This is a genomic window from Mycobacterium sp. SMC-18 (genome assembly GCF_045310895.1).
GTDB lineage: Bacteria > Actinomycetota > Actinomycetes > Mycobacteriales > Mycobacteriaceae > Mycobacterium.
This window is the reverse complement of the sequence record NZ_JBJIAL010000035.1, coordinates 1-22,877: the sequence shown is the minus strand read 5'-3', so window position 1 is coordinate 22,877 and position 22,877 is coordinate 1. Positions and strand designations below refer to the sequence as shown.

The 22,877-nt window shown below is 66.8% G+C and carries 26 protein-coding genes and 1 pseudogene; 17 read left to right on the top strand and 10 right to left on the bottom strand.

Features of this window, described 5'->3' with window-relative positions; all coding sequences use genetic code 11:
- Positions 1 to 95 precede the first annotated feature (95 nt).
- Genes ACJH6J_RS23310 through ACJH6J_RS23300 form a run of 3 tightly spaced genes read left to right on the top strand, consistent with a single transcriptional unit; the run spans position 96 to position 1,231 of the window.
- A complete protein-coding gene (locus ACJH6J_RS23310; RefSeq protein ID WP_406774738.1) occupies positions 96 to 467 on the top strand; it encodes a hypothetical protein in 372 nt (123 codons plus the stop codon).
- Between the two features lie 16 nt (positions 468 to 483).
- Positions 484 to 720, top strand: a complete 237-nt coding sequence (locus ACJH6J_RS23305; RefSeq protein ID WP_406774739.1) for a hypothetical protein — start codon at positions 484 to 486, stop codon at positions 718 to 720.
- Positions 701 to 1,231: a DUF6328 family protein gene (locus ACJH6J_RS23300; RefSeq protein ID WP_406804589.1), complete on the top strand. Its 531-nt coding sequence runs from the start codon at positions 701 to 703 to the stop codon at positions 1,229 to 1,231. The genes ACJH6J_RS23305 and ACJH6J_RS23300 overlap by 20 nt, the downstream gene beginning before the upstream one ends.
- Before the next feature lie 59 nt (positions 1,232 to 1,290).
- Here ACJH6J_RS23300 and ACJH6J_RS23295 read toward each other — a convergent pair whose 3' ends face one another.
- Together ACJH6J_RS23295 and ACJH6J_RS23290 are read right to left on the bottom strand one after the other, a co-directional pair.
- On the bottom strand, positions 1,291 to 1,527 hold the full coding sequence (locus ACJH6J_RS23295) for a CsbD family protein (protein ID WP_406774741.1): 237 nt from the start codon (positions 1,525 to 1,527) through the stop codon (positions 1,291 to 1,293).
- A gap of 48 nt (positions 1,528 to 1,575) precedes the next feature.
- Positions 1,576 to 1,818, bottom strand: coding sequence for a hypothetical protein (locus ACJH6J_RS23290; RefSeq protein WP_318984476.1), 243 nt, complete (start codon positions 1,816 to 1,818; stop codon positions 1,576 to 1,578).
- Between the two features lie 255 nt (positions 1,819 to 2,073).
- Between ACJH6J_RS23290 and ACJH6J_RS23285 the strand changes: the two genes are divergently transcribed.
- The 4 genes from ACJH6J_RS23285 to ACJH6J_RS23270 are packed head-to-tail and all read left to right on the top strand — an operon-like array spanning position 2,074 to position 5,834.
- Positions 2,074 to 2,967, top strand: coding sequence for an alpha/beta hydrolase (locus tag ACJH6J_RS23285; protein WP_406804588.1), 894 nt, complete (start codon positions 2,074 to 2,076; stop codon positions 2,965 to 2,967).
- 55 nt (positions 2,968 to 3,022) lie between these two features.
- Positions 3,023 to 5,131, top strand: a complete 2,109-nt coding sequence (locus tag ACJH6J_RS23280) for a catalase (RefSeq protein ID WP_406804587.1) — start codon at positions 3,023 to 3,025, stop codon at positions 5,129 to 5,131.
- On the top strand, positions 5,131 to 5,400 hold the full coding sequence (locus ACJH6J_RS23275; protein ID WP_406804586.1) for a hypothetical protein: 270 nt from the start codon (positions 5,131 to 5,133) through the stop codon (positions 5,398 to 5,400). Before ACJH6J_RS23280 ends, ACJH6J_RS23275 begins: the two co-directional genes overlap by 1 nt.
- A gap of 20 nt (positions 5,401 to 5,420) precedes the next feature.
- A complete protein-coding gene (locus ACJH6J_RS23270) occupies positions 5,421 to 5,834 on the top strand; it encodes a ChaB family protein (protein ID WP_406804585.1) in 414 nt (137 codons plus the stop codon).
- A 4-nt stretch (positions 5,835 to 5,838) separates the two neighbouring features.
- Here the strand turns inward: ACJH6J_RS23270 and ACJH6J_RS23265 are convergent, their stop codons facing one another.
- Positions 5,839 to 6,270 carry a hypothetical protein gene (locus ACJH6J_RS23265; protein WP_020101738.1) on the bottom strand — a complete coding sequence of 144 codons (432 nt, stop codon included), beginning with the start codon at positions 6,268 to 6,270 and terminating at the stop codon, positions 5,839 to 5,841.
- A 43-nt stretch (positions 6,271 to 6,313) separates the two neighbouring features.
- A complete protein-coding gene (dtd, locus tag ACJH6J_RS23260; protein ID WP_406804597.1) occupies positions 6,314 to 6,754 on the bottom strand; it encodes a D-aminoacyl-tRNA deacylase in 441 nt (146 codons plus the stop codon).
- A gap of 44 nt (positions 6,755 to 6,798) precedes the next feature.
- Here dtd and ACJH6J_RS23255 point away from each other — a divergent pair, with 44 nt between their 5' ends.
- A complete protein-coding gene (locus ACJH6J_RS23255) occupies positions 6,799 to 7,851 on the top strand; it encodes a catalase family peroxidase (protein ID WP_406804584.1) in 1,053 nt (350 codons plus the stop codon).
- Positions 7,848 to 8,363, top strand: a complete 516-nt coding sequence (locus ACJH6J_RS23250) for a cytochrome b (protein ID WP_406804583.1) — start codon at positions 7,848 to 7,850, stop codon at positions 8,361 to 8,363. Before ACJH6J_RS23255 ends, ACJH6J_RS23250 begins: the two co-directional genes overlap by 4 nt.
- A 106-nt stretch (positions 8,364 to 8,469) precedes the next feature.
- Here the strand turns inward: ACJH6J_RS23250 and hisS are convergent, their stop codons facing one another.
- Both hisS and ACJH6J_RS23240 read right to left on the bottom strand, forming a co-directional pair.
- A complete protein-coding gene (gene hisS / locus ACJH6J_RS23245; protein ID WP_064859004.1) occupies positions 8,470 to 9,729 on the bottom strand; it encodes a histidine--tRNA ligase in 1,260 nt (419 codons plus the stop codon).
- Complete coding sequence (locus ACJH6J_RS23240) at positions 9,726 to 10,391, bottom strand: MBL fold metallo-hydrolase (RefSeq protein ID WP_406804582.1); 666 nt, start codon at positions 10,389 to 10,391, stop codon at positions 9,726 to 9,728. Before ACJH6J_RS23240 ends, hisS begins: the two co-directional genes overlap by 4 nt.
- A 32-nt stretch (positions 10,392 to 10,423) precedes the next feature.
- On the opposite strand from ACJH6J_RS23240, the gene ACJH6J_RS23235 reads away from it, so the two are divergent.
- The 3 genes from ACJH6J_RS23235 to zwf all read left to right on the top strand — a co-directional run bounded on the left by ACJH6J_RS23235 (position 10,424) and on the right by zwf (position 13,750).
- Positions 10,424 to 11,197, top strand: coding sequence for a DsbA family protein (locus ACJH6J_RS23235; protein ID WP_406804581.1), 774 nt, complete (start codon positions 10,424 to 10,426; stop codon positions 11,195 to 11,197).
- A 72-nt stretch (positions 11,198 to 11,269) separates the two neighbouring features.
- On the top strand, positions 11,270 to 12,151 hold the full coding sequence (locus tag ACJH6J_RS23230) for a peptidylprolyl isomerase (protein ID WP_406804580.1): 882 nt from the start codon (positions 11,270 to 11,272) through the stop codon (positions 12,149 to 12,151).
- A 96-nt stretch (positions 12,152 to 12,247) separates the two neighbouring features.
- Positions 12,248 to 13,750, top strand: coding sequence for a glucose-6-phosphate dehydrogenase (zwf, locus tag ACJH6J_RS23225; protein WP_318984620.1), 1,503 nt, complete (start codon positions 12,248 to 12,250; stop codon positions 13,748 to 13,750).
- A 3-nt stretch (positions 13,751 to 13,753) separates the two neighbouring features.
- On the opposite strand, the gene ACJH6J_RS23220 is transcribed toward zwf, so the two are convergent.
- Positions 13,754 to 14,380 carry a TetR/AcrR family transcriptional regulator gene (locus ACJH6J_RS23220; protein WP_318984466.1) on the bottom strand — a complete coding sequence of 209 codons (627 nt, stop codon included), beginning with the start codon at positions 14,378 to 14,380 and terminating at the stop codon, positions 13,754 to 13,756.
- 93 nt (positions 14,381 to 14,473) lie between these two features.
- On the opposite strand from ACJH6J_RS23220, the gene ACJH6J_RS23215 reads away from it, so the two are divergent.
- From ACJH6J_RS23215 to ACJH6J_RS23205, 3 genes and pseudogenes are all read left to right on the top strand, one after another.
- Positions 14,474 to 14,905 (top strand): MmpS family transport accessory protein, encoded by a 432-nt coding sequence (locus tag ACJH6J_RS23215; RefSeq protein ID WP_318984465.1) that lies wholly within the window; start codon positions 14,474 to 14,476, stop codon positions 14,903 to 14,905.
- Positions 14,902 to 17,752, top strand: a pseudogene (locus ACJH6J_RS23210) (RND family transporter). The gene ACJH6J_RS23215 and the pseudogene ACJH6J_RS23210 overlap by 4 nt, the downstream one beginning before the upstream one ends.
- On the top strand, positions 17,749 to 18,576 hold the full coding sequence (locus ACJH6J_RS23205) for a thioesterase family protein (protein WP_406804579.1): 828 nt from the start codon (positions 17,749 to 17,751) through the stop codon (positions 18,574 to 18,576). Before ACJH6J_RS23210 ends, ACJH6J_RS23205 begins: the two are co-directional and overlap by 4 nt.
- A 3-nt stretch (positions 18,577 to 18,579) precedes the next feature.
- Here ACJH6J_RS23205 and ACJH6J_RS23200 read toward each other — a convergent pair whose 3' ends face one another.
- Together ACJH6J_RS23200 and ACJH6J_RS23195 are read right to left on the bottom strand one after the other, a co-directional pair.
- The gene (locus ACJH6J_RS23200; protein ID WP_406804578.1) at positions 18,580 to 19,005 is read right to left on the bottom strand and encodes a tautomerase family protein; all 426 of its coding nucleotides are present in this window, start codon (positions 19,003 to 19,005) and stop codon (positions 18,580 to 18,582) included.
- A 4-nt stretch (positions 19,006 to 19,009) separates the two neighbouring features.
- A complete protein-coding gene (locus ACJH6J_RS23195; protein WP_064858997.1) occupies positions 19,010 to 19,711 on the bottom strand; it encodes an SDR family oxidoreductase in 702 nt (233 codons plus the stop codon).
- Between the two features lie 90 nt (positions 19,712 to 19,801).
- Here ACJH6J_RS23195 and ACJH6J_RS23190 point away from each other — a divergent pair, with 90 nt between their 5' ends.
- A complete protein-coding gene (locus tag ACJH6J_RS23190; RefSeq protein ID WP_064858996.1) occupies positions 19,802 to 20,275 on the top strand; it encodes a helix-turn-helix domain-containing protein in 474 nt (157 codons plus the stop codon).
- Between the two features lie 50 nt (positions 20,276 to 20,325).
- Positions 20,326 to 21,150, top strand: a complete 825-nt coding sequence (locus ACJH6J_RS23185) for a thioesterase family protein (RefSeq protein ID WP_406804577.1) — start codon at positions 20,326 to 20,328, stop codon at positions 21,148 to 21,150.
- On the opposite strand, the gene ACJH6J_RS23180 is transcribed toward ACJH6J_RS23185, so the two are convergent.
- Complete coding sequence (locus ACJH6J_RS23180) at positions 21,147 to 22,190, bottom strand: secretion protein EccK (RefSeq protein WP_406804576.1); 1,044 nt, start codon at positions 22,188 to 22,190, stop codon at positions 21,147 to 21,149. The two genes, ACJH6J_RS23185 and ACJH6J_RS23180, sit on opposite strands and share 4 nt — an antisense overlap.
- Between the last annotated feature and the right edge of the window lie 687 nt (positions 22,191 to 22,877).

Below are 22,877 nucleotides of genomic sequence, written 5' to 3'. Positions count from 1 at the left end.
GGTACCGGACGAAACAGGCGTTTCGCGGTTCGGCCGCCCGGGTACGCCCTCAACAGGACAGTCCCAAGGAAACCGCTACCACCCGGGAGGTGTCGATGTCTGAGGTCCAGGCCGGGGCGATCGCGCAACACGATGCAGACGCACAGGGAGCCGGACACCGGCGACGCACCGTCATCAACTGGGTACTGGCCGGCCTCACCGTGCCAGGTGCCCTCGCCATCATCCTGTATCAATACGCCCAGGTCCTGGCGACCGCGGGTTGTTCCGAACGCACCTGCGCCAAGCTGGGCCCGAGCCCGTTCATATTCGGGCTGATCGAGTACGGCGCACCGGTGGTCGCGGTGCTGGCCATCGCGATCTCATTCGTGACCGCACGCACCCGGCGTGGCATCGTGGTACCGCTGGTCGCCTGGGCCCTGTTGATCGCCGGGTTCGCCATCCTCACGTTCACGTTCGAAACCCCTTGACAGGAAAGGGGTTCCGATGACCACTGAAACGAAGATCGAGGCCGTCCGGCCCGCGGACGTCACGAAGGGCGACGTCATCGAGGACCCCGCGGGTGGCCGTTGGCTCACGGTCCGTGAGATCCAGGTGGACTCCTCGCCCTACAAGGACATCTTCAGCTTCTACGGTTCGGGACCCGATGACCGCATCATCGTGGTCGACAAGGAAAAAGTTCGGCGTAAGAGCGATGTGTCTGATGACGGGCGAGCACGGTGACGAGGGACCATCCGACCAGCGCTGGGACCGGATGGCCCGTCACGAGACGGAAATCGAACGGCTGGACCGCAATTGGTCGAGCCTGTTGCAGGAACTCCGCGTCACACAGACCGGAGTACAGCTGCTCACCGGCTTCCTGCTGACCCTGCCGTTCCAACAGCGGTTCTCCACGCTGGATGACCAGAGCCAGGCGGTCTACCTGGCGACCGTCGGCTTCTCGGTGGCGTCGACGATTCTGCTGATCGCCCCAGTCGGCATGCACCGCATCTTGTTTCGGCAACGACGCATGTCATTGATCGTGGCCGCGGCACACCGCTGCGCCTTCTACGGCCTGCTGCTACTCGGCATGGCCCTGACCGGCGTGACCGAATTGATCTTCGGGACCGTCACAGGCCAGGTGGCCGGCTGGGTCGCCGGCGGCATCGGCCTGGCCGGCTTCTGCACGTTCTGGGTGCTGGTCCCATTGGCGATGCAGAACAGCGGACCCAACGATACCGCTCGCGCACAATAGTTTTCACGCAAGAAGCGGCCCGGCCTCCCCACGGTTGAAGGAGGCCGGGCCGTTCTGGCTCACTGGTTCTGCTGCTGGCGCTTCTCAGCGGCCGCCGCGCCGGAGCGGGCCGACTCGGCTTCCGCCTCATGCTTGGCCGCATCGCGTTCGGCGTCGGCCTTGTCCTGCTGGGCCTGTCCCTCACGGACCAGATCGTCCCGGCCCACGACACTGCCTGCGGCTTCCTTCAGCTTGCCCTTGACACCCTCGACGGTGCCCTTGACGCCCTCTTCGGGGCCACTCTTGTTCTCTCCCACTGCATTTCCTCCTTGTATTGCGGTGTTGTCAGGTGCGATCGCAGTCCGTCACACCAGGCGATTCGCGAGTAGCGCCTTGCCTTGCTCGGCACCCTTGCGGCTTTCCTTCTGCGCCCGCTTGAACAGATCGATGAGTTCGGTATCGCCCTGGCGCTCAGCGTCGGCGCAATAGCGTTCCATGCGAAGCGCGTTGCTCAGGCAGCTCTCCACGAACCAGATGAGGTTGTAGTCCTTGTCAGCGGTTCCGGTGAAGACGCCGGTGTCGGAGCCGGTATCGATGTGCGTGGTCATACGCCATTCCTCCAAACATGCTTGATTCCGTTGAACAATCCGGCACTACCGACATACCTGGTCTGCGCCCATCGGAAACCTTCTCTGGCGCAACGTTTCGCCAAAATCTGGCATGGGTACCCGAGTGCTCGGGAGTTGATGACAATGCGAAATACCCGGCATGACCAGGGAGTACGGCACCATCACCGCCGACGCAGCCCACAATCCCAGGCAATCGGCGCCGTCTGCCGGGTGTTCGTCAAGAACATCGTGCGGATGTGGGCTCTGCAGCCGAATCTGCGTTGGCCCTTCAGCTCCGTCGATCAGGTCGCCGCGCTGGCCCCGCTGCCGAGCTCGGCGACCGTGCAGCCCGTCCGCCTGCCGTCCTGTCCGGCCGAGCTGATCGGCACCGCCGGCTCGTCGGCCCGACGCGCCATCCTCTACCTGCACGGCGGCGCGTTCCTCACCTGCGGTCTCAACACGCACCGCGCCCTTGCCGCCCGGCTTGCCCGCAGCGCCGAGGCCGAGGTACTCAACGTCGGTTACCGCATGTTGCCCAACCACGGACTTTCGGCGGCATTGGCCGACGCGGCCGACGGGCTCCGCTGGCTGCTGCGCCGCGGCTACCGCTGGTCCGACATCGTGGTGGCCGGAGATTCTGCGGGCGGATATCTGGCCCTGCAGACCGCCGCCGATCTGCTTCGGGACGGTAACCCGCCCACCGCCGGCGTGGCCGCCATCTCCCCTCTGACGACGCTGAAGCCGCGCGACAAATCCCCCAGCGGCAAGGACCGGTGCGCCATGTTCACGGCACGCGCCATGGCGTCGTTCATGCGCTACGTCGCCGCGCACGGTGAGAAGAATCCGTCCGGGCAGCCGATCGCCTCGCCCGTCGACGCGGACCTGCGCCGGATGCCGCCGGTGTTGATCCACGTCAGCAGCGACGAGTTTCTCCGGCCCGACGCGGAACTGATGTACGAGCGGTTGACCGCCGCGGGGGCACAGTGCGAACTTCACATGTGGGACGGGCAGATCCACGACTTTCCGCTTGCCGCTCCCGTCCTGCCCGAAGGGCGGCGGGCGATCCACTACATCGGCGAGTTCGTCAAGCAGGTCACGCCCGCGGCGAACCTCGACGCAGCGGACTATCCGTCGGCCGCATCATTGTGAATCAGGGCTGCCCACCGCCGCGTTTGTTGACCATCGCGCTGGGTAACCAGACACGGTGGACAAAACATCGAATGCAAAGCAAGAGCAACTCGAGGCCACGCGGGTCGACAACAATGCGGGGTACCTGACCACCCAACAGGGGGTGCGGGTTCCGCACACCGACGACGCCCTCACCGCAGGTGAGCGCGGCCCGACCCTGATGGAGGATTTCCACGCGCGGGAGAAGATCACCCACTTCGACCACGAACGCATTCCCGAGCGGGTCGTGCACGCACGCGGCGCGGGGGCCTACGGGTACTTCGAGCCGTACGACGATTCGCTGGCCGACTTCACCACGGCGAAATTCCTGACCACGCCGGGCCTGCGCACACCGGTGTTCGTGCGCTTCTCCACCGTCGCGGGGTCCCGCGGCTCCGCCGACACCGTACGCGACGTCCGCGGCTTCGCCACCAAGTTCTACACCGAGCAAGGCAACTACGACCTCGTCGGCAACAACTTCCCCGTCTTCTTCATCCAGGACGGCATCAAGTTCCCCGACTTCGTCCACGCGGTGAAGCCGGAGCCGCACAACGAGATTCCGCAAGCCGCGTCTGCCCACAACACGCTGTGGGACTTCGTGTCGCTGCAGCCGGAAACGCTGCACACCATCATGTGGCTGATGTCCGACCGCGCCCTGCCGCGCAGCTACCGAATGATGCAGGGCTTCGGCGTGCACACCTTCCGGCTGGTGAACGCGGCCGGCGAGGGCGTCTTCGTGAAATTCCACTGGACGCCGAAACTCGGTGTGCACTCACTGCTCTGGGAGGAATGCCAGCAGATCGCCGGTAAGGATCCGGACTTCAATCGCCGCGACCTGTGGGACGCCATCGAGGCCGGCCAATACCCCGAGTGGGAGCTGGGCGTTCAGCTGATCCCCGAGTCCGACGAGTTCGCCTTCCCGTTCGATCTGCTCGACGCGACCAAACTTGTTCCAGAGGAACGGGTTCCGGTGATCCCGGTCGGCCGGATGGTGCTCGACCGCAACCCGGACAACTTCTTCGCCGAGACCGAACAGGTCGCGTTTCACACCGCCAATGTGGTGCCGGGTATCGACTTCACCAACGATCCCCTGCTGCAGCTCCGCAATTTCTCATACCTGGACACCCAGCTGATCCGCTTGGGCGGGCCGAATTTCGCGCAGTTGCCGGTCAACCGGCCCATCGCAGCGGTGACCAACAATCAGCGCGACGGCTACGGCCAGCACACCATCCCCCAGGGCGCCACGAGTTACCTCAAGAACAACCTCGGCGGTGGCTGTCCCGCGCTGGCCGACGAAGACGCCTACCGGCATTACACCGAACGCGTCGACGGTCGCAAGATCCGCAGCCGCGCAGAGAGTTTCAAGGACCACTACAGCCAGGCCCGGATGTTCTGGTTGAGCATGTCGACCGTCGAGAAGGACCACATCGTCGCCGCATTCTCGTTCGAACTCGGCAAGGTCGGCCCCGAGACCGGCATCCGTGAACGAGTCATCGCACAGCTCAACATGATCGACCACGAGCTGGCCGAGCGGGTCGCCGCCAAGCTCGGACTGCTGGCACCGGACGAGGTCGCCGTCCCCGATCATGTGACGCCGTCGCCGGCGCTGTCGCAGATGAACACCGCGACCGATTCCATCGTCAGCCGCCGGATCGCCGTCCTGGCCGCCGACGGCGTGGACCTGCGCGGCACCGAGCGGACCGCCGCCGCGCTCAGGGAGTTGGGCGCCACCGTCGACATCATCGGCCTCATCGGTGGCGGCACCATCGCGACCGACACCGGCCAGGAACTCGGCGTGGATCTGGGGCTCAACACCACGTCGTCGACGCTGTACGACGCGGTGCTGGTGCCGGGACCGCAGAACTCCGTGGAGCTGCTCGCACAGGACGGTTCGGCGATCCATTTCGTCGCCGAGGCCTACAAGCACCTGAAGCCCATCGCCGCGTTCGGTGCGGGTGTCGGCTTGCTGCGCGCCGCGGGGATCAATCCCGAATCCGCCGGACTGGCCGAAACCCACACGGACAGAGGCGTTGTCACGACGACATCGCACGGCGGCTCGCTCGACGAACTGTTCATCGAGGCGTTCGTCGACACGATCCGGCGGCACCGGACCTGGAACCGGGCGACGGAAGCGGTGCCTGCCTGATGTCTGACGACAACATGCTCACCCCGAGCGAGTCCACCGACTCCGACGAATTGCACAACCGCGACGGTGACCAAACCGTCGAGCCACCCGAAGGCTGGCATGGAGCCGATCAATTCGGTCTGCTCGAAGACGAAGCCGAGCAGGGCGAATCACTCGACGACAAGCTCGCCGCCGAGGAGCCCGATGTGCTCGGCGGTCCGGTCCGGCCGGACACCGAGGAGGACGCCTCGTTCTTCCCCGTCGTGGACGACGATTCGGACACCAATTAACCACCGTGAGGAGGAGTGTCATGCCGAAGACCACAAAGACAGGGCAAGCCAAGAAGAGTGAGCTGCCCAGCACACTGCAGAAGTCGAGTCCCAAGGCGCAACGCACGTTTGCGAAAGCACACGACTCGGCGGCCGAGGAATACGGCGAAGGTGAACGCGCCCACCGCGTCGCGTACTCAGCTCTGAAGCACAGCTACGAGAAGGTCGGCGACCACTGGGAGAAGAAGGACCACAAGGGCCCCTCGGACGAGCGGGCGCGCAGCGGCGGGCCCAACGCCCGCGGCAAGACCGCCGAGGGCGTTGACACCCACGCCACCAAGAAACATCTCATGGACGTCGCGCGCCGGCTCGACATCCGGGGCCGGTCGACGATGAACAAGGACGAATTGGTCGACGCGATCGAGAAGGCCAACCGGCGGGCGAGCCGCCGCTAGCGAACTACCACTGACCGAGCTGGCACTGCACGTTGTACGGCGCGGTCTGGTGCGCCGCCGACTGCCCGTCGACCGCGATGTCGCACGTCGAGTCCGGGGCGGCCTGGCCACCGTGCGTGGTGCTGCTGACGGTGAAGATGGCCCACTGCGGGTCGGCGAGCGTCGTGGTGAACACCCACGGGGCGTCCGGACCGACGGTGACCGTCTCGCGCTTGAGGTAGGCGTAGGCGTCGGCGTTGTAGGCGGCCTTGTTCGCCGGCTGATTGACCAGATAGAGCAGGTCGAACGTGGCCGGGCCGCCCACCGACAGCGTGTACCGGACCTCGTGGCCGGCCGGGGCGGCAGACGCCACCGGCGCCATCAGCCCAGCGGCCGCCACTGCTGCCGCGCCACACACCACTGACAACTTGACTGTCGCTTTACGCATGCCGGTCATATCGACTGACCGTACCGGACTGTTACACCCTGCATCAGACGTATCACCCCGCCTGCAGCTCCAGCAGCACCGTCACCGGCCCGTCGTTGACGAGCTCGACGTGCATATGGGCGCCGAACCGCCCGGTGGCGACCTCGGCGCCCAGCGCCCGCAGCGCCGCCGCGAACTCGTCGACGAGCGGCTCGGCGACCGGCCCGGGAGCCGCGGCGTTCCAGGACGGGCGGCGTCCCTTGGCGGTGTCGGCGTAGAGAGTGAACTGACTGACCACGAGGATCGGGGCGCCGGCGTCAGCGGCGCTCAGCTCGCCGTCGAGGATGCGCAGCCGCCACAGTTTGTCGGCCATCTTGCGCACCACCGCGGCGTCGTCGGTGTGCGTCAGACCGACGAGCGCCACCAGGCCCTGAGGGTTCGGGGTGATCTCGCCGACGATCTGCCCGTCGACAGTCACCCGCGCCGACGTCACCCGCTGCACCAGTACCCGCACGTTCGCAGATGTTGCCACAGCAGTTTGTGGTACCTGTGGTGGTCATGGACGGCCCATCCTGGCGCGGTACTCCCCTGACCCGGCGTTCGGTCCTGGTCGGCCTCGGCGCCGTCGGGGCGTTCCTCGCCGTCGACCTCGGACTCGTCGCGTACACCAGCCGCGCCGGCACGCTGACCCGCCAGACGTTCCTGGACGGTTTCCGGAGCGTCTTCGGCGCCCACCCCGGCTTCCGGAAGAACCACGCCAAGGGCGTCTCGGTGGTCGGCCATTTCATGAGCAACGGCAACGCCGCCGCGCTGTCCCGCGCCGCGGTCTTCGGTCCGGGTGAGACGCCGGTCGCCGGTCGGTTCTCGCTGGCCGGCGGCAACCCGACCGTCGCCGATACTCCCGGCGCGGCACGCGGGCTCGGCCTGGCCATCGGCTTCCCCGGCCCCGGCCAGTGGCGGACCGCGATGCTCAACATCCCGGTGTTCCTCGACAATTCACCGCAGGGCTTCTACGACCGGTTGCTGGCCTCCAAACCGGCCGCCGACGGCAAGCCCGACCCGAAGGTCATGGCCGACTTCCTCGGCTGGCACCCCGAGACCGCGGCCGCGATGGCATTGGTCAAGAAGAGCCCGCCCACGCCCAGTTTCGCCGACAGCACATTCGCGGGTCTGCACAAGTTCTATCTGGTGAGCCAGGCCGGCGTCCGCACGCCGGTCCGCTGGTCGTTCGTACCGCAGCAGACGGCGCTGCCACCGAAGTCCGACGATCCCAACGCGTTGTTCGACGCGCTGATCCTGCAGTTGAAAAAGGCTCCGCTGCAGTGGAATCTGCGACTGACGGTCGGACGGGACGGCGACCCGACCGACCCGACGCTGCCGTGGCCGGCCGACCGGCAGGTGATCGACGCGGGCGTCCTGACGCTCACCGAAGCCCAGACCGATGCCGCCGGCAACGCCCGCGACATCAACTTCGACCCGCTGGTCCTGCCCGACGGCATCGAACCGTCCGACGACCCCCTGCTCAGCGCGCGATCGGCGGTGTACGCCGGGTCGTACCGGGCCCGGACCATCGAGCCGAAAAGCGCTCCGGCCGTTCAGGTTGTCCCATGACCGGCCGCTTCCCCGTCCGCACCCGCGTGTTGCACTGGCTGACCGCGGCCGCCGTGTTCGCCGCGCTGTTGATCGGCTTCACCATGACCAACCGGATCGGTTCCCACGGGGCCCTGGTCGCCGTCCACATGACGCTGGGCATCAGCATCCTGGTCATCGTGATCGTTCGGGCGGCAAACAGATTCACCCACAAGCCGCCGAAGTGGCCCGACACGGTGGGACCGCTGGAAGGCAAGTTGATCGCCGGGTCCGAACTGGCGATGTACGCCATGCTGCTGGCGCAGCCACTGGTCGGCTGGGCCATGGTGTCGGCTTCGGGCACCCCGGTGCGGGCCTTCGGACTGACGCTACCCGGCCTCGTCCCCTTCGACGGCGATCTGTACGGCGTTCTGCGGCAGGCACATTCAGTGGTGGCGTACCTGCTGGTGGCCGCCATCGCGGCACACGTCAGCGCCATCCTGCTCCACACCCTGACATTGCGCGACGGCATGCTCCGCCGCATGACCCACTGACCCACTGACCACAACCCGCGAGCGGCCGTGTTTGTACACCGACACGCCGTGTGGGATGTGCATTTTGGGGCCACCCAGCGCTGACGAGCGGCCCCAAAATACGCAGCTAAGGAAGCAGTGCGGCCACTCGGGCGGCGACGTCGGCGATGGGCACGTCGACCTGCTCACCGTTCGACAGGTTCTTGACGCCCACGGTGCCGGCCTCGATGTCGCGGTCACCGGCGACCAGGGCCACCTTGGCGCCGGAGCGGTCGGCGGCCTTCATCGCACCCTTGAGGCCGCGGTCGCCGTAACACATGTCGGTGCGGATACCCGAACCACGCAGGGCCGCAACGATCTTCGCCAATTCCAGCTTGGCCGGGGCACCCAGCGGCACGGCGTACACATCGACAGCCGCCGGTGACGCCACCGTCTTGCCCTCGGCCTTGAGCGCCAGCACCGTGCGGTCCACACCGAGGCCGAAACCGATGCCGGACAGGTCCTGCCCGCCCAGCTGCTTCATGAGGCCGTCGTAGCGGCCACCGCCACCGATGCCGGACTGCGCGCCGAGCCCGTCGTGCACGAACTCGAACGTGGTCTTGGTGTAGTAGTCCAAGCCGCGGACCATGCGCGGGTTGATGACGTACGGCACGCCGAGAGCGTCCAGGTGCGCCAGCACGGTGTCGAAGTGCTCCTTGGCGGCCTCCGACAGGTGATCGAGCATCACCGGGGCGTCGGCCGTCATCTCCTTGACGTGCGGGCGCTTGTCGTCGAGAACCCGCAGCGGGTTGATCTCGGCGCGGCGCCGGGTGTCCTCGTCGAGGTCGAGCTTGAACAGGAAGTCCTGCAACAGCTTCCGGTACTGCGGGCGGCAGGTGTCGTCACCCAGCGACGTGATCTCCAAGCGGAAGCCGTCGAGGCCCAGCGAGCGGAAGCCGGCATCGGCGACGGCGATCACCTCGGCGTCGAGCGCCGGGTCGTCGATGCCGATGGCCTCGACACCCACCTGCTGCAGCTGGCGGTACCGGCCGGCCTGCGGCCGCTCGTACCGGAAGAACGGTCCGGAGTACCGCAGCTTGGCCGGCAGCGCGCCGCGGTCCAGCCCGTGTTCGATGACGGCGCGCATGACGCCGGCGGTGCCTTCGGGCCGCAGCGTGACGGAGCGGTCACCACGGTCGGCGAAGGTGTACATCTCCTTGGACACCACATCGGTGGACTCACCCACACCGCGGGCGAACAGCGCGGTGTCCTCGAAGACCGGCAGCTCGATGTGGCCGTACCCGGCCAACCGCGCGACGTTCAGCAGTCCGTCACGTACCGCGACGAATTCCGCCGAGTCCGGGGGCAGGTAATCCGGGACGCCCTTGGGCGCCTGAAAATCGCTCAACTTGATAAGCCTTCGAGGAATGGGTTGGTACGGCGTTCGGCGCCGATCGTGGTCTGTGGGCCGTGCCCAGGTAGTACCACGGTGTCGTCGTCGAGCACCAACAGTTTTGTCACGATCGAGTTCAGCAGGTCCCGGCCGCTGCCGCCCGGGAGATCGGTGCGGCCCACCGACTGCTTGAACAAGGTGTCGCCGGTGAATGCCAGTTCGGCGGGACCGTCGGTCACGCGGAACACCACCGAGCCCCGGGTGTGCCCCGGCGTGTGGTCCACCGTCACGGTGATGCCGCCCAGGTAGAGCTTGTCACCGTCGCGGTCGAGTTCGACGACCTGCTTGGGTTCGGAGAACAGCACCCCGAACGCCAGCTGCGCCAGCCGCGGACCGAACCCCTTGATGGGATCGGTCAGCATGAACCGGTCCTCGGGGTGGATGTACACCGGGCAGCCGTAGGTGTCCGCCACCTTCTGCGCCGACCAGATGTGGTCGACGTGGCCGTGGGTGAGCAGCACCGCCGACGGGGTGAGCCGGTTCTCATCCAGGATTTCGCGGATGCGGCCCATGGCCCGCTGGCCCGGGTCGACGATGATGGCGTCCGACCCGGCGCGCGCCGCGAGGACGTAGCAGTTGCACTGCAACATCCCGGCCGGAAACCCCGTCAACAACACGCAGCCATTTTCCCACGTGGGAAACTGCCTCCATGACGCAGCCAGGATCGTGGGGGCCGCCGCAATACGTTCCGGGCTTTCCGCCACCGAAGAAGTCCCGCACCGGCTGGGTGATGTTCGCCGTGATCGCCGTCATCGCGCTGGTCGCGGCCGGCGTCGCCGCCGTCATCGTGCTTCGGCACAAGAACGCGCCCGTCGGGGGTGCTGCCGAGACATCGTCCGCTGACTCCGGTCCGACGCCGCTGCGCTCGATCCGCCTCGCGGCGCCCAACGTCGCCACCAAGCCGGGCACCTCCGAGCCGAAGGCCACGCTCACGGTCTACGAGGACTTCCTGTGCCCGTTCTGCGGCCGGTTCGAGCAGGTCTACGGCCCGACCATCGGCAAGCTGATCACCGACGGCCGCGTCGCCGTGGACTACACCATGGTGTCGATCCTGGGCCGCGGCGACCTGACGTCGTACTCGGTACGGGCCGGCGCGGCGGCGTACTGCGTGGCCGACGCCGACACCGCGGCGTTCCAGCGATTCCACGCCGCGCTGTTCGCGCATCAACCCGACGAGTCGGCGCAGACGTTCCCGGCCGACGACGAGCTGGTCGAACAGGCGAAGAAGGCCGGCGCCCCGGATTCGGTCGCCGATTGCATCACCGGCGGCAAGTACCGTGACATGGTCAACAGCGCGGTGAAGAGCTCGGGCATCAACTCGACGCCGACGGTTCTGCTCAACGGCACCGATATCGGGGACGCCGTGCTGCTGCATCCCGATCCGCAGGCGCTGCTGGACCAGCTCAAGAACGTCTCAGGGTGACCTGGCACACTCGGTGCCGACCAGCTGTACGTCGGGGCAATTCCCCCGACCGTGACGAGGAGGGCTTCGGCGGTGCCGACGAATGAACAACGGCGGGAGACCGCCAAGCGCAAGCTGGAACGGCAGTTGGAGCGCCGGGCCGAGAAGGCCCGCAAGCAGCGCATCATCACCATCGCCGCGTCGGTGGTCGCGGTGCTCGCGGTGATCGGCGGCGCCGTCTTTGGTGTCATCTACCTCAACAAGGACTCCGACTCCTCGTCGGCGACGGCCTCGGCATCGACCGAGAGCTCGACCGCCCCGGCGCAGAACCCGCCCGCCGACGGCAAGCTGCCGCCGTTCGTGGCGCCCGCCGGCCTCGGTGAGAACTGCCAGTACCCGGCGTCGTCGGAGCAGGCCAGCAAGAAGGTCAACCCGCCGCGCACCGGCAAGATCCCGACCACCCCGCCGACGGTGACGGCCAGCATGAGCACCAATCAGGGCAACCTGGGCCTGACGCTCGACAACGCCAAGGCGCCGTGCACCGTCAACAGCTTCGCCAGCCTGGCGCAGCAGGGCTACTTCAACGACACCCCCTGCCACCGGCTCACCAAGGGCGGCCTCGCCGTCCTGCAGTGCGGTGACCCGACCGGCTCCGGCATGGGCGGCCCCGGCTACCAGTTCGCCAACGAGTACCCGACCAACCAGTACCAGCCCGACAGCCCCGCTCTAAGCCAGCCGGTCGTCTACCCGCGCGGCACGCTCGCGATGGCCAACGCCGGCCCGAACACCAACGGCAGCCAGTTCTTCCTGGTCTACCAAGACTCGCAGCTGCCTCCGGGCTACACCGCGTTCGGCACCGTCGACGCCACCGGCCTGGCCACCCTGGACAAGATCGCCCAGAACGGCATCGAGGGCGGTGGCGGCGACGGCAAGCCCGCGCAGCCGGTTACGGTGAAGTACATCCAGCTCGACTGACAGTTCGCGACGAAGGCCCGGTCACCGCTCACGGTGACCGGGCCTTGTTCGTGTTAGGCCATGCGCGGACCCGGCAGCGGTGGAATCATGCGGATCGTGGCGAACACCAAACCGCAGACCATCTCGTACCCGGCGCCCGGCTCGCGGCCGAACCGCCACGACGATGTCGCCGTCGATCCACACGTGATCGTGCTGTTCGGCGCGACCGGCGACCTCGCCAAACGCAAACTGCTGCCAGGTCTGGCCTATCTGGACCAGTCCGAACTGGCACCCGACATCCAGATCGTCGGCACCTCGTTGGAGGACCTGACGATCGACGAGTTCCGCGAGCTGGCCAAGGCCGCGATCGACGAATTCGGCAGCCACCACCTGACCGACGAACAGTGGGAACGGTTCGCCGCGACGCTCACCTACGTCCCGCAGAGCGCCGGGCCGTCGGGTCTGGCGGCGGCGGTGGCCGCCGCGGAGAAGAAGCTGGGCCCGAATGTGCGCCGCCTGCACTATCTTTCGGTGCCACCCAAAGCTGCGCGCGCCGTCATCGCGACGCTGGACGAGGCCGGCCTGGTCGAGCGCTCCCGCGTCGTCATGGAGAAGCCGTTCGGGACCGACCTGGCCAGCGCCGTCGAACTCAACAACTTCGTCCACGAAACGTTCGACGAGGCACAGATTTTCCGGATCGACCACTTTCTGGGCAAAGAAGCGGCGCAGAACATCCTGGCGTTCCGGTTCGCCAACGGCCTGTTCGAGCCGATCTGGAATCGCAACTTCATCGACCATATCCAGATCGACATTCCCGAGATGCTCGGCCTGGACGCCCGCGCCAACTTCTACGAGAGCACCGGCGCCTACAAGGACATGGTGGTCACCCACCTGTTCCAGGTGATGGCCTTCGTGGTGATGGAGCCGCCGACGGCGCTGGAACCGCGCGCCATCAGCGAGGAGAAGAACAAGGTCTTCCGGTCCATGCTGCCGGTGAAGGTGTCCGATGTCGTCCGTGGGCAGTTCACCGGCTACCGCGAACTCGAGGGCGTGGCAAGGGATTCCGATACGGAGACGTTCATCGCCTTGAAGGTCGGCATCGACAACTGGCGCTGGGCCGGCGTGCCGATCTACCTGCGCACCGGCAAGAAGATGGCCGAGGGCATGCGCATCATCTCGATCGCCTTCAAGGAGGCGCCGCGCACCATGTTCCCGTCGGGTTCGGGCGTCGGGTCACAGGGACCCGACCACCTGACCTTCGACCTGGCCGACAACTCGAAGGTGTCACTGTCGTTCTACGGCAAGCGGCCCGGGCCGGGCATGAAGCTCGAGAAGCTCTCGATGCAGTTCTCGGCCACCGAGGCGGACGGCGCCGACCAGGTACTGGAGGCCTACGAGCGGTTGATCCTCGACGCCATGCGCGGCGACCACACGCTGTTCACCACTGCCGAGGGCATCGAGTCCCTGTGGGCGAATTCGGCTGCGCTGCTGGCGGATCCGCCGCCGGTCAAGAACTACCAGCCCGGCACCTGGGGCCCCAACGCCATTCACCAACTGATTGCGCCCAACGCCTGGCGGCTGCCGTTCGAACGGGGTTGGCGCGAAGCCAAGAAGAAGTAGCTGCTACGGCCGCGGCGCCGCGGCCGCCTGCTCGAGCTGCAGGATGGCCGCGTCGACCATGGTCTGGATGATTTCGCAGGTGCTGAAATCGCTCATCCACAGATGCGGCGTGTCGGTGCGGTGCAGCATCGCGACGCCGTGCAGCGCGACCGACAGCGCCGCGGCCACCCGCTTCGCGTCGGGCCCCGGCTCGGAGTCGGGGTCCATGCCGCCGGCGGCCAGCAACCCGCGCGTCACCACCTCGAGCGCCTGGCGCGCCGACGGGGTGATCTCGTCGACTTTGACCATCAGGACGTATCGCAACGGAAAGCGTTGGGCGAACGCGACATACGCACGGCAGCCGAGCAGTAGGCGCTCTCGCCGCGTCTTGCCGCTCTGCACCTGATCGGCGATGTCCTGGTTCACCTGATCCCAGCTCAGCTCCGCCACGGCGGCCAGCACGTCCTCGCGACTGTCGAAATGGGCGTACACCGACATGTTCGAGATGCCGGCTTCACGCGCGATGCTGCGTAACGACACCTCGTTCGTGGACTCCGACGAGTCGACGACCCGGATCGCGGCGGCCAGGATTTCGTCACGCAGCAGCGCGCCCTGCCCTCGCACATTCCGCTGCCGTGTCGAGCCCGCCATGCCTTCACCCTAATCGTCGTCGTGACGAGGTGTGATGGTCGCCACCGCTCCGTAACTATACATGCGTATATATACAGTCGTATGGTGCTGGTCATGAACTGGTTGCTCAAGACCGCGCGACGCGGCTGGGTGCTGCTGACGGTTGTCGGGGTCGTCACGGTCGGCGGTTTCGTCATCGACCGCTTCCACGGCGTGTTCGGCAGCCAGCATTCCGCCGAAACCCGCACGGACAACATCGTTTCGACCATCCCGAAGTACGTGACGTACGAAGTGGACGGACCCTCCGACACCACCGGGATGATCAGCTACGTCGACGAGCGGGCCCAGCCGCAACGCGAGCGCTTCACCTCACTGCCCTGGTCGAAAACCCTGACCACCACGGTGCCGAGCGTGTTCGCCAACCTCGTCGCCCAGGGCGACAGCAGCCGGCTGACCTGCCGCATCACGGTCAATGGCGAGCTGCGCGACCACCAGTCGTCCGACGGCGCTGCGGCGACCACGTTCTGCCTGGTGAAGGCAGCATGAGCGGCCAGCACAGCAGCCGGGGCCGCTATCCCCGGCTGATCCGCATCCTGTCGGTGCCGATCATCCTGATCTGGCTGGCAGCCACTGCGGCCACCAACCTGCTGGTGCCCAAACTCGAGGTCGTCGGCGCGAACAACGCCGTGTCGCTCTCCCCGCAGGACGCGCCATCGGTCATCGCGACCAAACACATCGGCACGACGTTCGGCGAATTCGATTCCGACAGTGTGCTGATGATCATCATCGAGTCGGACCAGGCACTCGGCGACACCGCACGGCAGTACTACGGCGACCTGGTGCACCAACTCGAGCAGGACACCGCACACATCGAGCACGTGCAGGACTTCTGGGGCGACCGCATCACCTCGGCCGGCTCCGAGAGCGAGGACCACAAGGCGGCCTACGTCCAGGTGAACCTGCGCGGTGACCAGGGGTCCACCGAGGGCGTCGAATCCGTCGACGCGGTGCGGCACATCGTCGACCGCAGCCATCCGCCGGCCGGGGTGAGGGCGTTCGTCACCGGCCAGGCCGCCCTGGTCGCCGACACCAACGAGGCCGGCGACAAGAGCATGGTCAAGATGACGGTCGTGACGCTCGTCGTCATCGCGGTGATGCTGCTGGTCGTATACCGCTCCATCGCAACGACATTCATTGCCCTACTGGTCGTGCTGACCGAGATGAGCATGGCCCGCGGGTTGGTCGCCGTCCTCGGTAACGCCCAATTGATCAGCCTGTCGACCTTCGCCGTCAGCGTGCTGACCGCCCTCGCGATCGCCGCCGGCACCGACTACTGGATATTCCTGGTCGGCCGCTATCACGAGGCCCGCAACGCCGGCGAGGACCGCGAAACCGCCTACTACTCAACGTTTTCCAGCGTCTACCACGTGATCCTCGGCTCCGGCCTGACCATCGCCGGCGCCATGATGTGCCTGCTGTTCACCCGCCTGAACTACTTCAACACCCTCGCGCTGCCGTGTGCGACGGCGATGACCGTCATCCTGGTCATGGCGCTGACCTTCGCACCCGCGGTGATGGTCGTCAGCACCCACTTCGGACTGCTTGACCCCAAGCGCGCCAACAAGACCCGCGGCTGGCGCCGGGTTGGCACCGCCGTGGTCCGGTGGCCCGGGCCCATCCTGGTCGCGGCCACCGCTGCCGCGCTGGTCGGAGTGCTGGCCCTGCCCGGATACCGCACCAACTACGACAATCGCTTCTACGTACCGAAAGACGTGCCGTCCAACATCGGCTATGCCGCGGCTGAAGAGCACTTCACCTCCGCGCGGATGAACCCCGACATGCTGATGGTCGAGGCCGATCACGACCTGCGGAACTCCCGGGACATGCTGGTGCTGGACCGGATCGCCAAGAACATCTTCCGGGTACCGGGTATCGCCCGGGTGCAGAGCATCACGCGCCCGCTCGGCCCACCGATGGAACACGGCTCGGTGCCGTTCCAGATCAGCGCGCAGGCCGTCTCGATGAACGAGAACCTGCAGTTCCTGAAGGCCCGCCTCGGTGACGTGCAGACCATGACCGACCACCTCACCTCGATGATCGGCATCATGCGGCACATGCACGACCTCAGCGTGCAGTTGGCCGATGCCACACATGCCGGAGATGTTGCCGCGCAGGACATGTCGGCGACCACCGCCGAGTTGCGCGACCAGATCGCCGATTTCGACGACTTCTTCCGGCCGCTGCGGAACTACTTCTACTGGGAGCCGCACTGCTTCGACATTCCGGTCTGTCACGCCATGCGCTCGGTGTTCGACGCCACCGACGGCTTCGACCGGCTGGCCGACAACACCAGGGCACTGTCCGACGCCATGGGCAAGCTCGACGTGGTGACGCCGCAGATCGCCGCCCAACTGCCACCGCTGATCAGCCTGTCCACGGACGTCCGCAACCTGATGCAGACCATGCGCAGCACTTTCGACGGCATGGTCACCCAGATGGAACGCATGACCGACACCGCCGCGGCCATGGGTCAGACGTTCGACGACGCGAAGAACGACGACATGTTCTACCTGCCGCCAGAAGCGTTCAGCAGCCCCGACTTTCAGCGCGGCATGGAACTGATGCTCTCCCCCGACGGCAAGGCGGCCCGCTTCATCGTCACGCATGACGTGGATCCCGCAACCCTGGAGGGCATTTCGCATGTCGACGCCGAACTGCAGGCCGCCAAGGAGGCCGTCAAGGGCACGCCGCTGGCCGGCGCGAAGTTCTATCTGGGCGGTACCGCCGCGACCTACAAGGACATCCCAGCAGGGCGCGCATTACGACCTGCTGATCGCCGCCCTCGCCGCCATCATCCTGATCTTCGTGGTGATGCTGCTGATCACCCGGGCCCTGGTCGCGTCGATCGTCATCGTCGGCACCGTCGTGCTGTCGCTGGCCGCGTCGTTCGGTCTGTCCGTGCTGATCTGGCAATACTTCCTGGGCATCGAACTGCAATGGCTGGTGATCGCCATGTCGGTCATCGTCCTGCTGGCCGTCGGCTCCGACTACAACCTGCTGGTGGTGTCCCGCTTCAAGGAGGAGATCGGCGCCGGCCTGCGCACCGGACTGATCCGTGCCACCGGCGCCACCGGTGGCGTCGTCACCGCCGCCGGCCTGGTGTTCGCGTTCACGATGATCTCGATGATCGCAAGTGACCTGCGGTCGGTCGGCCAGATCGGCACCACGATCGGACTCGGCCTGCTGTTCGACACCTTCGTGGTGCGCTCCCTGATCACCCCGTCGATCGCGGCACTGCTCGGACGCTGGTTCTGGTGGCCGCTGAAGGTCCGGAGCCGTCCCACCCGTGCCGCTGAAACCACAAGCACAACACCGGAATTGGAGATGGCATGACGCTGCATCCCTTCACCGATCTGACCACTGTCACCGCGATCGACTCGGGTGTGTTCACCGCCAACATCGACGGCAGGTGGACCATCGGCCCCAAGGTGCACGGGGGCTGCATGATGGCGCTGTGCGCCGCCGCCGCTCGCCAGAGCGTTCCCGACGCCGCCGACCTGGCCCCGATTGCGTTGAGCGCCAACTACCTCAACGCGCCCGATCCGGGTGAAGTCCGGCTCAGCACCACGATCCGCAAACGCGGCCGACAGGTGAACCTGGTCGAGGTCGAGCTGTCACAACGCGGCCGGGTCGCCGTCACGTGCTCGGTCACCCTGGGACAACTGGATGCGAAGCCGCCGCGCCATCAGGTGCCGCTGGAAGTCTGCTCCATGACCGTCGAGCCGCCGGCTGATGCGGTACCGGTGACCGCCGACCATCCGCTGGGTCACGTCGTCCACGTCGCGCAGGGCTGCGACATGCGCCTGGACGCGGCAACACCGTTCCTGACCGGCGCCGAAGGCGAGCCTGTCACCCGGATATGGTTGCGCCCCTTTGCCTCCGACGAAGCCGATCCGGACGCAGCCTTGCTCTTCGCGCTGATGGCCGGTGACATCACACCGCCGGTCACGATGAACCGCGGACACTTCGGATGGACGCCGACGGTCCAGCTGACCACCTACCTGCGGCGCCGGCCCGCACCCGGGTGGCTGCGAGTCATGGCCAACTCCACCGTCATCGGCGACACCTGGTTCGAAGAGGACCACCTCATCGTCGACGCCAATGGCCAGGTGGTCGTACAGAGTCGCCAAATGGCGATGCTGCCGCTGGGGTCCTGACGGTCAGTACGCGGACACCGCGTTGTCTGCGACCCAACGCTTTTCGGCGTCAGAGCCCATGGGCGGCGGGATCAAGCCGTTGATCATCCAGAGGTCCTCACTGGTCTCATCGACGTGAAACTCCCAGTGCGGGTTGTCCTGCGCTTCCAAATACGGGCTGAGGATCGACTTGATCCAGTGGGCAATGCGGTGGCGATGGTCCTTGTCCGCGGCGCGGCGGGCGATGTGGTCGATGACCACCCGCAGCCCGACGTCGGTCTGCTCACCACCGACATACAGGTCACCCGAACGGGTTTCGTTGAAGATGACCACGACGTAGAACCGCGGCAGCCCCGCTTTCTCGTAATGATCGGTGATGCTGCGCGCCAGCGCACGCTTGTCCTCGGCGGTGAAGAAGTCCGGCGTGTGGTGAATGGTCCACAGCGGCATGCCGTCAGACCGCCATCGCGAAGGTCAGGTTCTCCACCGGACCCGACAACGCCGACTTGACACCCACCGAGACCTCATCGGCCAGAACCTCGACCGCACCCGCTTCCAGTCCGTCGATGATGCGGGTCGCGATGTCCACCGCCGTCGTCTTCGGACCCGGGATATCGGCGACCATGTCGGTCTCGATCAGCCCGGCGTGCACCCCGACCACCTGCGTGCCTTGTGCCGCCAGCTCGCCGCGCAGCGAGTTGGTGACCGACCAGATCGCGGCCTTCGAGGCGCCGTACGCCGCGCTTCCGGCCACCCAGGACAGCACCGAGTGCATGTTGACCAGGGCGCCGCCGCCGTTGGCCGCCAGAATCGGGGCGAAGGCCCGAGCCACTCGCAGCGGCCCGAAGACGTTGATGTCGAAGGTCGCCTCGATATCGTCGAAACCGCCGGTCAGCAGCGAACCGGGCAGCAGGATGCCCGCGTTGTTGAAGATGATCTCGGCATCCGGTGCGAGCTCGGCGAATGCGGAAACCGATGCCTCCGAACGTACTTCGAGTTCGACCGGGACCACTTCGGGGCGCTCATCGGTGAACGACGACCGGCCCGTCGAATAGACCTTGCGCGCTCCCCTGGCCAGAAGTTCGTCGACGAGTGCGGCGCCCAGACCCCGCCGTCCGCCGGTCACCACGACCACCTTGCCTGCCACTGCGACCATCTGAAGCTCCCTTGCTGAATAACGATGACGTTACTAAGATGGAAGCACAGACATCTGAGTAACGCAAGCGTTATCCAAAAAGAGGGTGTGATGGAGTTCGAGGAAAGACTGCGCGACCGCCAGTGGTCGATCAAGGACGGCTGCTCGGTGGCCAAGCTGCTGGACCTGCTCAGCACCAAGACCGTTTTTCTCGCTGTCCGCGAAAGCCTTTTCGGTACAACGCGATTCGAAGACTTCGTCGAGCGGATCGGAACGTCCGCACCGGCGGTGTCACGCGCGCTCAAACAACTCGAGGCCGCACAACTGATGGTGCGGGTGCCCTATCAGGAGCCCGGCAAGCGGGCGCGGGACGAATACCGGCTGACCGAGGCCGGCGAAGACCTCCTGCCCGTGTACCTGGCGATGAGTCAGTGGGGCGACAAGCATCTACAGAAGGGCGGACGCGGTCCACTGTGCTTCGTCGACCGGGAGTCGGGCAACCGGGTTGGCGTGATCGTCACTGATGATCCAAATGCTGCCACCGTTTCCGCAGGTGACATCGAGATCCGGCTGAATCGGTCGTGAGCTTTGCCCATTCCGGAATCAGCAACCATCGCGCCACCGTTGGAGATGAAATGACAGCGCACCCCTTCACGGACCTCACCACCGTCACCGCGGTCGGAGACGGCACCTTCACCGCCACCATCGACCCGGTGTGGACGATCGGCCCGAAGGTGCATGGGGGCTGCATGATGGCGGTGTGTGCCGCGGCCGCGCAGCAGGCCATCGGTGCAGAATCCGACCTGGCGCCCGTCGCCGTGAGCGCCAACTACCTGAATGCGCCGGACCCCGGCGAGGTGCAGCTGACGACAACGGTCCGCAAGCATGGGCGCCAGGTCGCCCTGGTCGATGTCCAGCTGTCGCAGAACGGTCGCGCGGCGGTCAGCTGCGCGGTGACGCTCGGACCGCTGGACGCCAAGCCGCCGCGCCACCAGGAATCGCTCGAGGTGTCCTACCTGCCGGTGGAACCACCTGCCGATGCCGTACCGGTGACCGGTGGCCACGCGGTCGGTGCGATCGTCCACGTGGCACAGGGCTGCCAGTTCCTGCTCGACGCAGCGACACCGTTCCTGTCCGGCGAGGAGGGCGACCCCGTCAACCGAATGTGGTTGCGGCCCTTCGCCGATGACGAGGCCAATCCCGACACCGCCCTGCTGTTCGCGCTGATGGCAGGCGACATCACTCCCCCGGTCACCATGAATCAGGGACACTTCGGCTGGACGCCCACCGTGCAGCTCACCACGTACGTCCGACGGCGGCCGGCGCCGGGATGGCTGCGGGTGCAGGCCAGTTCGACCGTGGTCGGCGAGACGTGGTTCGAAGAGGACCACGTCATCCTGGACTCCACCGGCCAGGTGGTCGTCCAGAGCCGGCAGCTCGCGATGCTGCCGCGCGGTTAGGCGCCCAGCTCCACCAGCTGGGCGTCACCCTGGATCGTCGAGAACTGTTGCCACCACACCCAATCGGTGATCGCTGCCCGCAGGTCGGCCGCGTACGGCGCGGTGTAGGCGCGGTACAGCGCAGCCGACTCCTGCAGGCGGCCGTAGGCAGCCAGCTTCTCGAGGTGTGCCGTCCGATACGTCTCGCCCGTCGTCTGCATCAGCGGGCGGATCGATTCCATCCATGCCTTGCCGATGGCCGCGGGGTCCGGCGGGACCAGCTGAACCGGCTGCGGCGGCAACGCTTCATGCAGCTGCGCATCCGGCCACTCGGCGAGCTTCGCGGCGGCTTCGGGAGCGATGACCTCCAAGCGGGTGCGACCCTTCATCAGGCCGTCCGTCGGAATGTCCTCGGGCGGAATGATTCTCGTCTGCAGGCTACCGGCGAACGGCTGCACTTCCTGCTCGGTGCCGATGATCACCTTGAGCGTCTTCTCATGGAAGGTGCACCACGCCTGCAGAGCAACGAACGGCTCGCGGACCCACCGGCCGCGCTGGCCAGCCGGGATGCGCTCGTCAGCGCTGACGAAGATCACCTGCGAGGGTAGGCACATGCCGTCCGGAATGAACGACACCCCATAGGAATTCGCGGCGATGATCTCGCCGTCGGTCGTCACGCCGACCGCCCACACGAAGTTCCACGCCATCGCCGGGATCGACGGCGGCGCGTGCAATGCCGCCGCGATTCGCTCGGCGAACTGCACATCCGCGTCACCCGCGGACTTGCGCACCAGACCGGCCCGCGCCGCGGCAGCCATCGCGTCACGCTCGGCGCGAGCCGCCGTCACCGGGATCGGCGCCGCGGCAGCGGCGTTCTGCTGCTGGTTGGTCGACATCGGCGCGACGCCCGGACCACCCGGACCACCGGCACCTGCGCCGGGTTGCGCGACCGGCGCGGCCGGTGAGGGTGTCGGTGCCGGCCCCAACGGGGCGGCCGGTGCGGCGCCGGCCGGTGTGCCGGTCGGCGCGGCGGCACTTGCCGCGCCCGCCGCCTGGGTCACCGGCGCTGCACCCGCGCCGCCGGTGCCTGTCGCCGCCCCACTTGCAGCGGCCGGGGTGCCCGACGCTGCGCCCGTCTGGGTGGCGGGTTCGGGCGTCGTGAGTGGAACGGCATTCGCCGCCGCGGACAACGGCTGCGTTGGCAGTTGTCCGAACGGGCTTTTCGGAGTCTGCGGTCCTTGGGCTTGCTGACCGGTTGGCTGGCCTGCGCCTTGGCCAGTTCCTTGGCCTGCGCCTTGGCCTGTGCCCTGGCCGGTCGGGGCGCTTGACGAGGGGCTGCCAGACGTTGACGTGCCAGCCGACGAAGTTGATGGCGCGCCGGTCGGAGTTGCCCCGGGCGGCGTCGGACGCGATCCCGGTGACCCCATTGCCGCGTTGATCCCACCAGCAGGCGGAGGTGTATTCGATCCATCGGCCACCGCGGGTTGCGGAGATTCGTGCCGAGGCGTCACTATTGGCTCGACTGGCGCACTCGGCTTCTTGCCGCTGCCGCCTTGTCCGCCACCCGGCACATCGGACACTGGCGCTTGCGCGGGCTGTTCAAGTGGCGCGGTCTGCGTACTGCCAGCACCGCCCTGGCCACCGCTTCCTGCCGTCTCGCCTCCCTTTGGAGGCTCTTCACAGATGAGGGTGTAGAGGTGGTTGGCGCGTCGTTGCCGGGATAGAGGTCGAGGTCTCTCGAAAATGAG

Coding starts and splice junctions, on each gene's coding strand:
- ACJH6J_RS23205 (WP_406804579.1), top strand. CDS start 17,749: ATGACGCTGCATCCCTTCACCGATCTGACCACTGTCACCGCGATCGAC.
- ACJH6J_RS23185 (WP_406804577.1), top strand. CDS start 20,326: ATGACAGCGCACCCCTTCACGGACCTCACCACCGTCACCGCGGTCGGA.
- ACJH6J_RS23195 (WP_064858997.1), bottom strand. CDS start 19,711: ATGGTCGCAGTGGCAGGCAAGGTGGTCGTGGTGACCGGCGGACGGCGG.
- ACJH6J_RS23215 (WP_318984465.1), top strand. CDS start 14,474: ATGAACTGGTTGCTCAAGACCGCGCGACGCGGCTGGGTGCTGCTGACG.
- ACJH6J_RS23250 (WP_406804583.1), top strand. CDS start 7,848: ATGACCGGCCGCTTCCCCGTCCGCACCCGCGTGTTGCACTGGCTGACC.
- ACJH6J_RS23305 (WP_406774739.1), top strand. CDS start 484: ATGACCACTGAAACGAAGATCGAGGCCGTCCGGCCCGCGGACGTCACG.
- ACJH6J_RS23290 (WP_318984476.1), bottom strand. CDS start 1,818: ATGACCACGCACATCGATACCGGCTCCGACACCGGCGTCTTCACCGGA.
- ACJH6J_RS23235 (WP_406804581.1), top strand. CDS start 10,424: ATGACGCAGCCAGGATCGTGGGGGCCGCCGCAATACGTTCCGGGCTTT.
- ACJH6J_RS23265 (WP_020101738.1), bottom strand. CDS start 6,270: ATGACCGGCATGCGTAAAGCGACAGTCAAGTTGTCAGTGGTGTGTGGC.
- ACJH6J_RS23255 (WP_406804584.1), top strand. CDS start 6,799: ATGGACGGCCCATCCTGGCGCGGTACTCCCCTGACCCGGCGTTCGGTC.
- ACJH6J_RS23270 (WP_406804585.1), top strand. CDS start 5,421: ATGCCGAAGACCACAAAGACAGGGCAAGCCAAGAAGAGTGAGCTGCCC.
- ACJH6J_RS23310 (WP_406774738.1), top strand. CDS start 96: ATGTCTGAGGTCCAGGCCGGGGCGATCGCGCAACACGATGCAGACGCA.
- ACJH6J_RS23200 (WP_406804578.1), bottom strand. CDS start 19,005: ATGCCGCTGTGGACCATTCACCACACGCCGGACTTCTTCACCGCCGAG.
- ACJH6J_RS23275 (WP_406804586.1), top strand. CDS start 5,131: ATGTCTGACGACAACATGCTCACCCCGAGCGAGTCCACCGACTCCGAC.
- ACJH6J_RS23285 (WP_406804588.1), top strand. CDS start 2,074: ATGTGGGCTCTGCAGCCGAATCTGCGTTGGCCCTTCAGCTCCGTCGAT.
- ACJH6J_RS23190 (WP_064858996.1), top strand. CDS start 19,802: ATGGAGTTCGAGGAAAGACTGCGCGACCGCCAGTGGTCGATCAAGGAC.
- ACJH6J_RS23300 (WP_406804589.1), top strand. CDS start 701: ATGACGGGCGAGCACGGTGACGAGGGACCATCCGACCAGCGCTGGGAC.
- ACJH6J_RS23220 (WP_318984466.1), bottom strand. CDS start 14,380: ATGGCGGGCTCGACACGGCAGCGGAATGTGCGAGGGCAGGGCGCGCTG.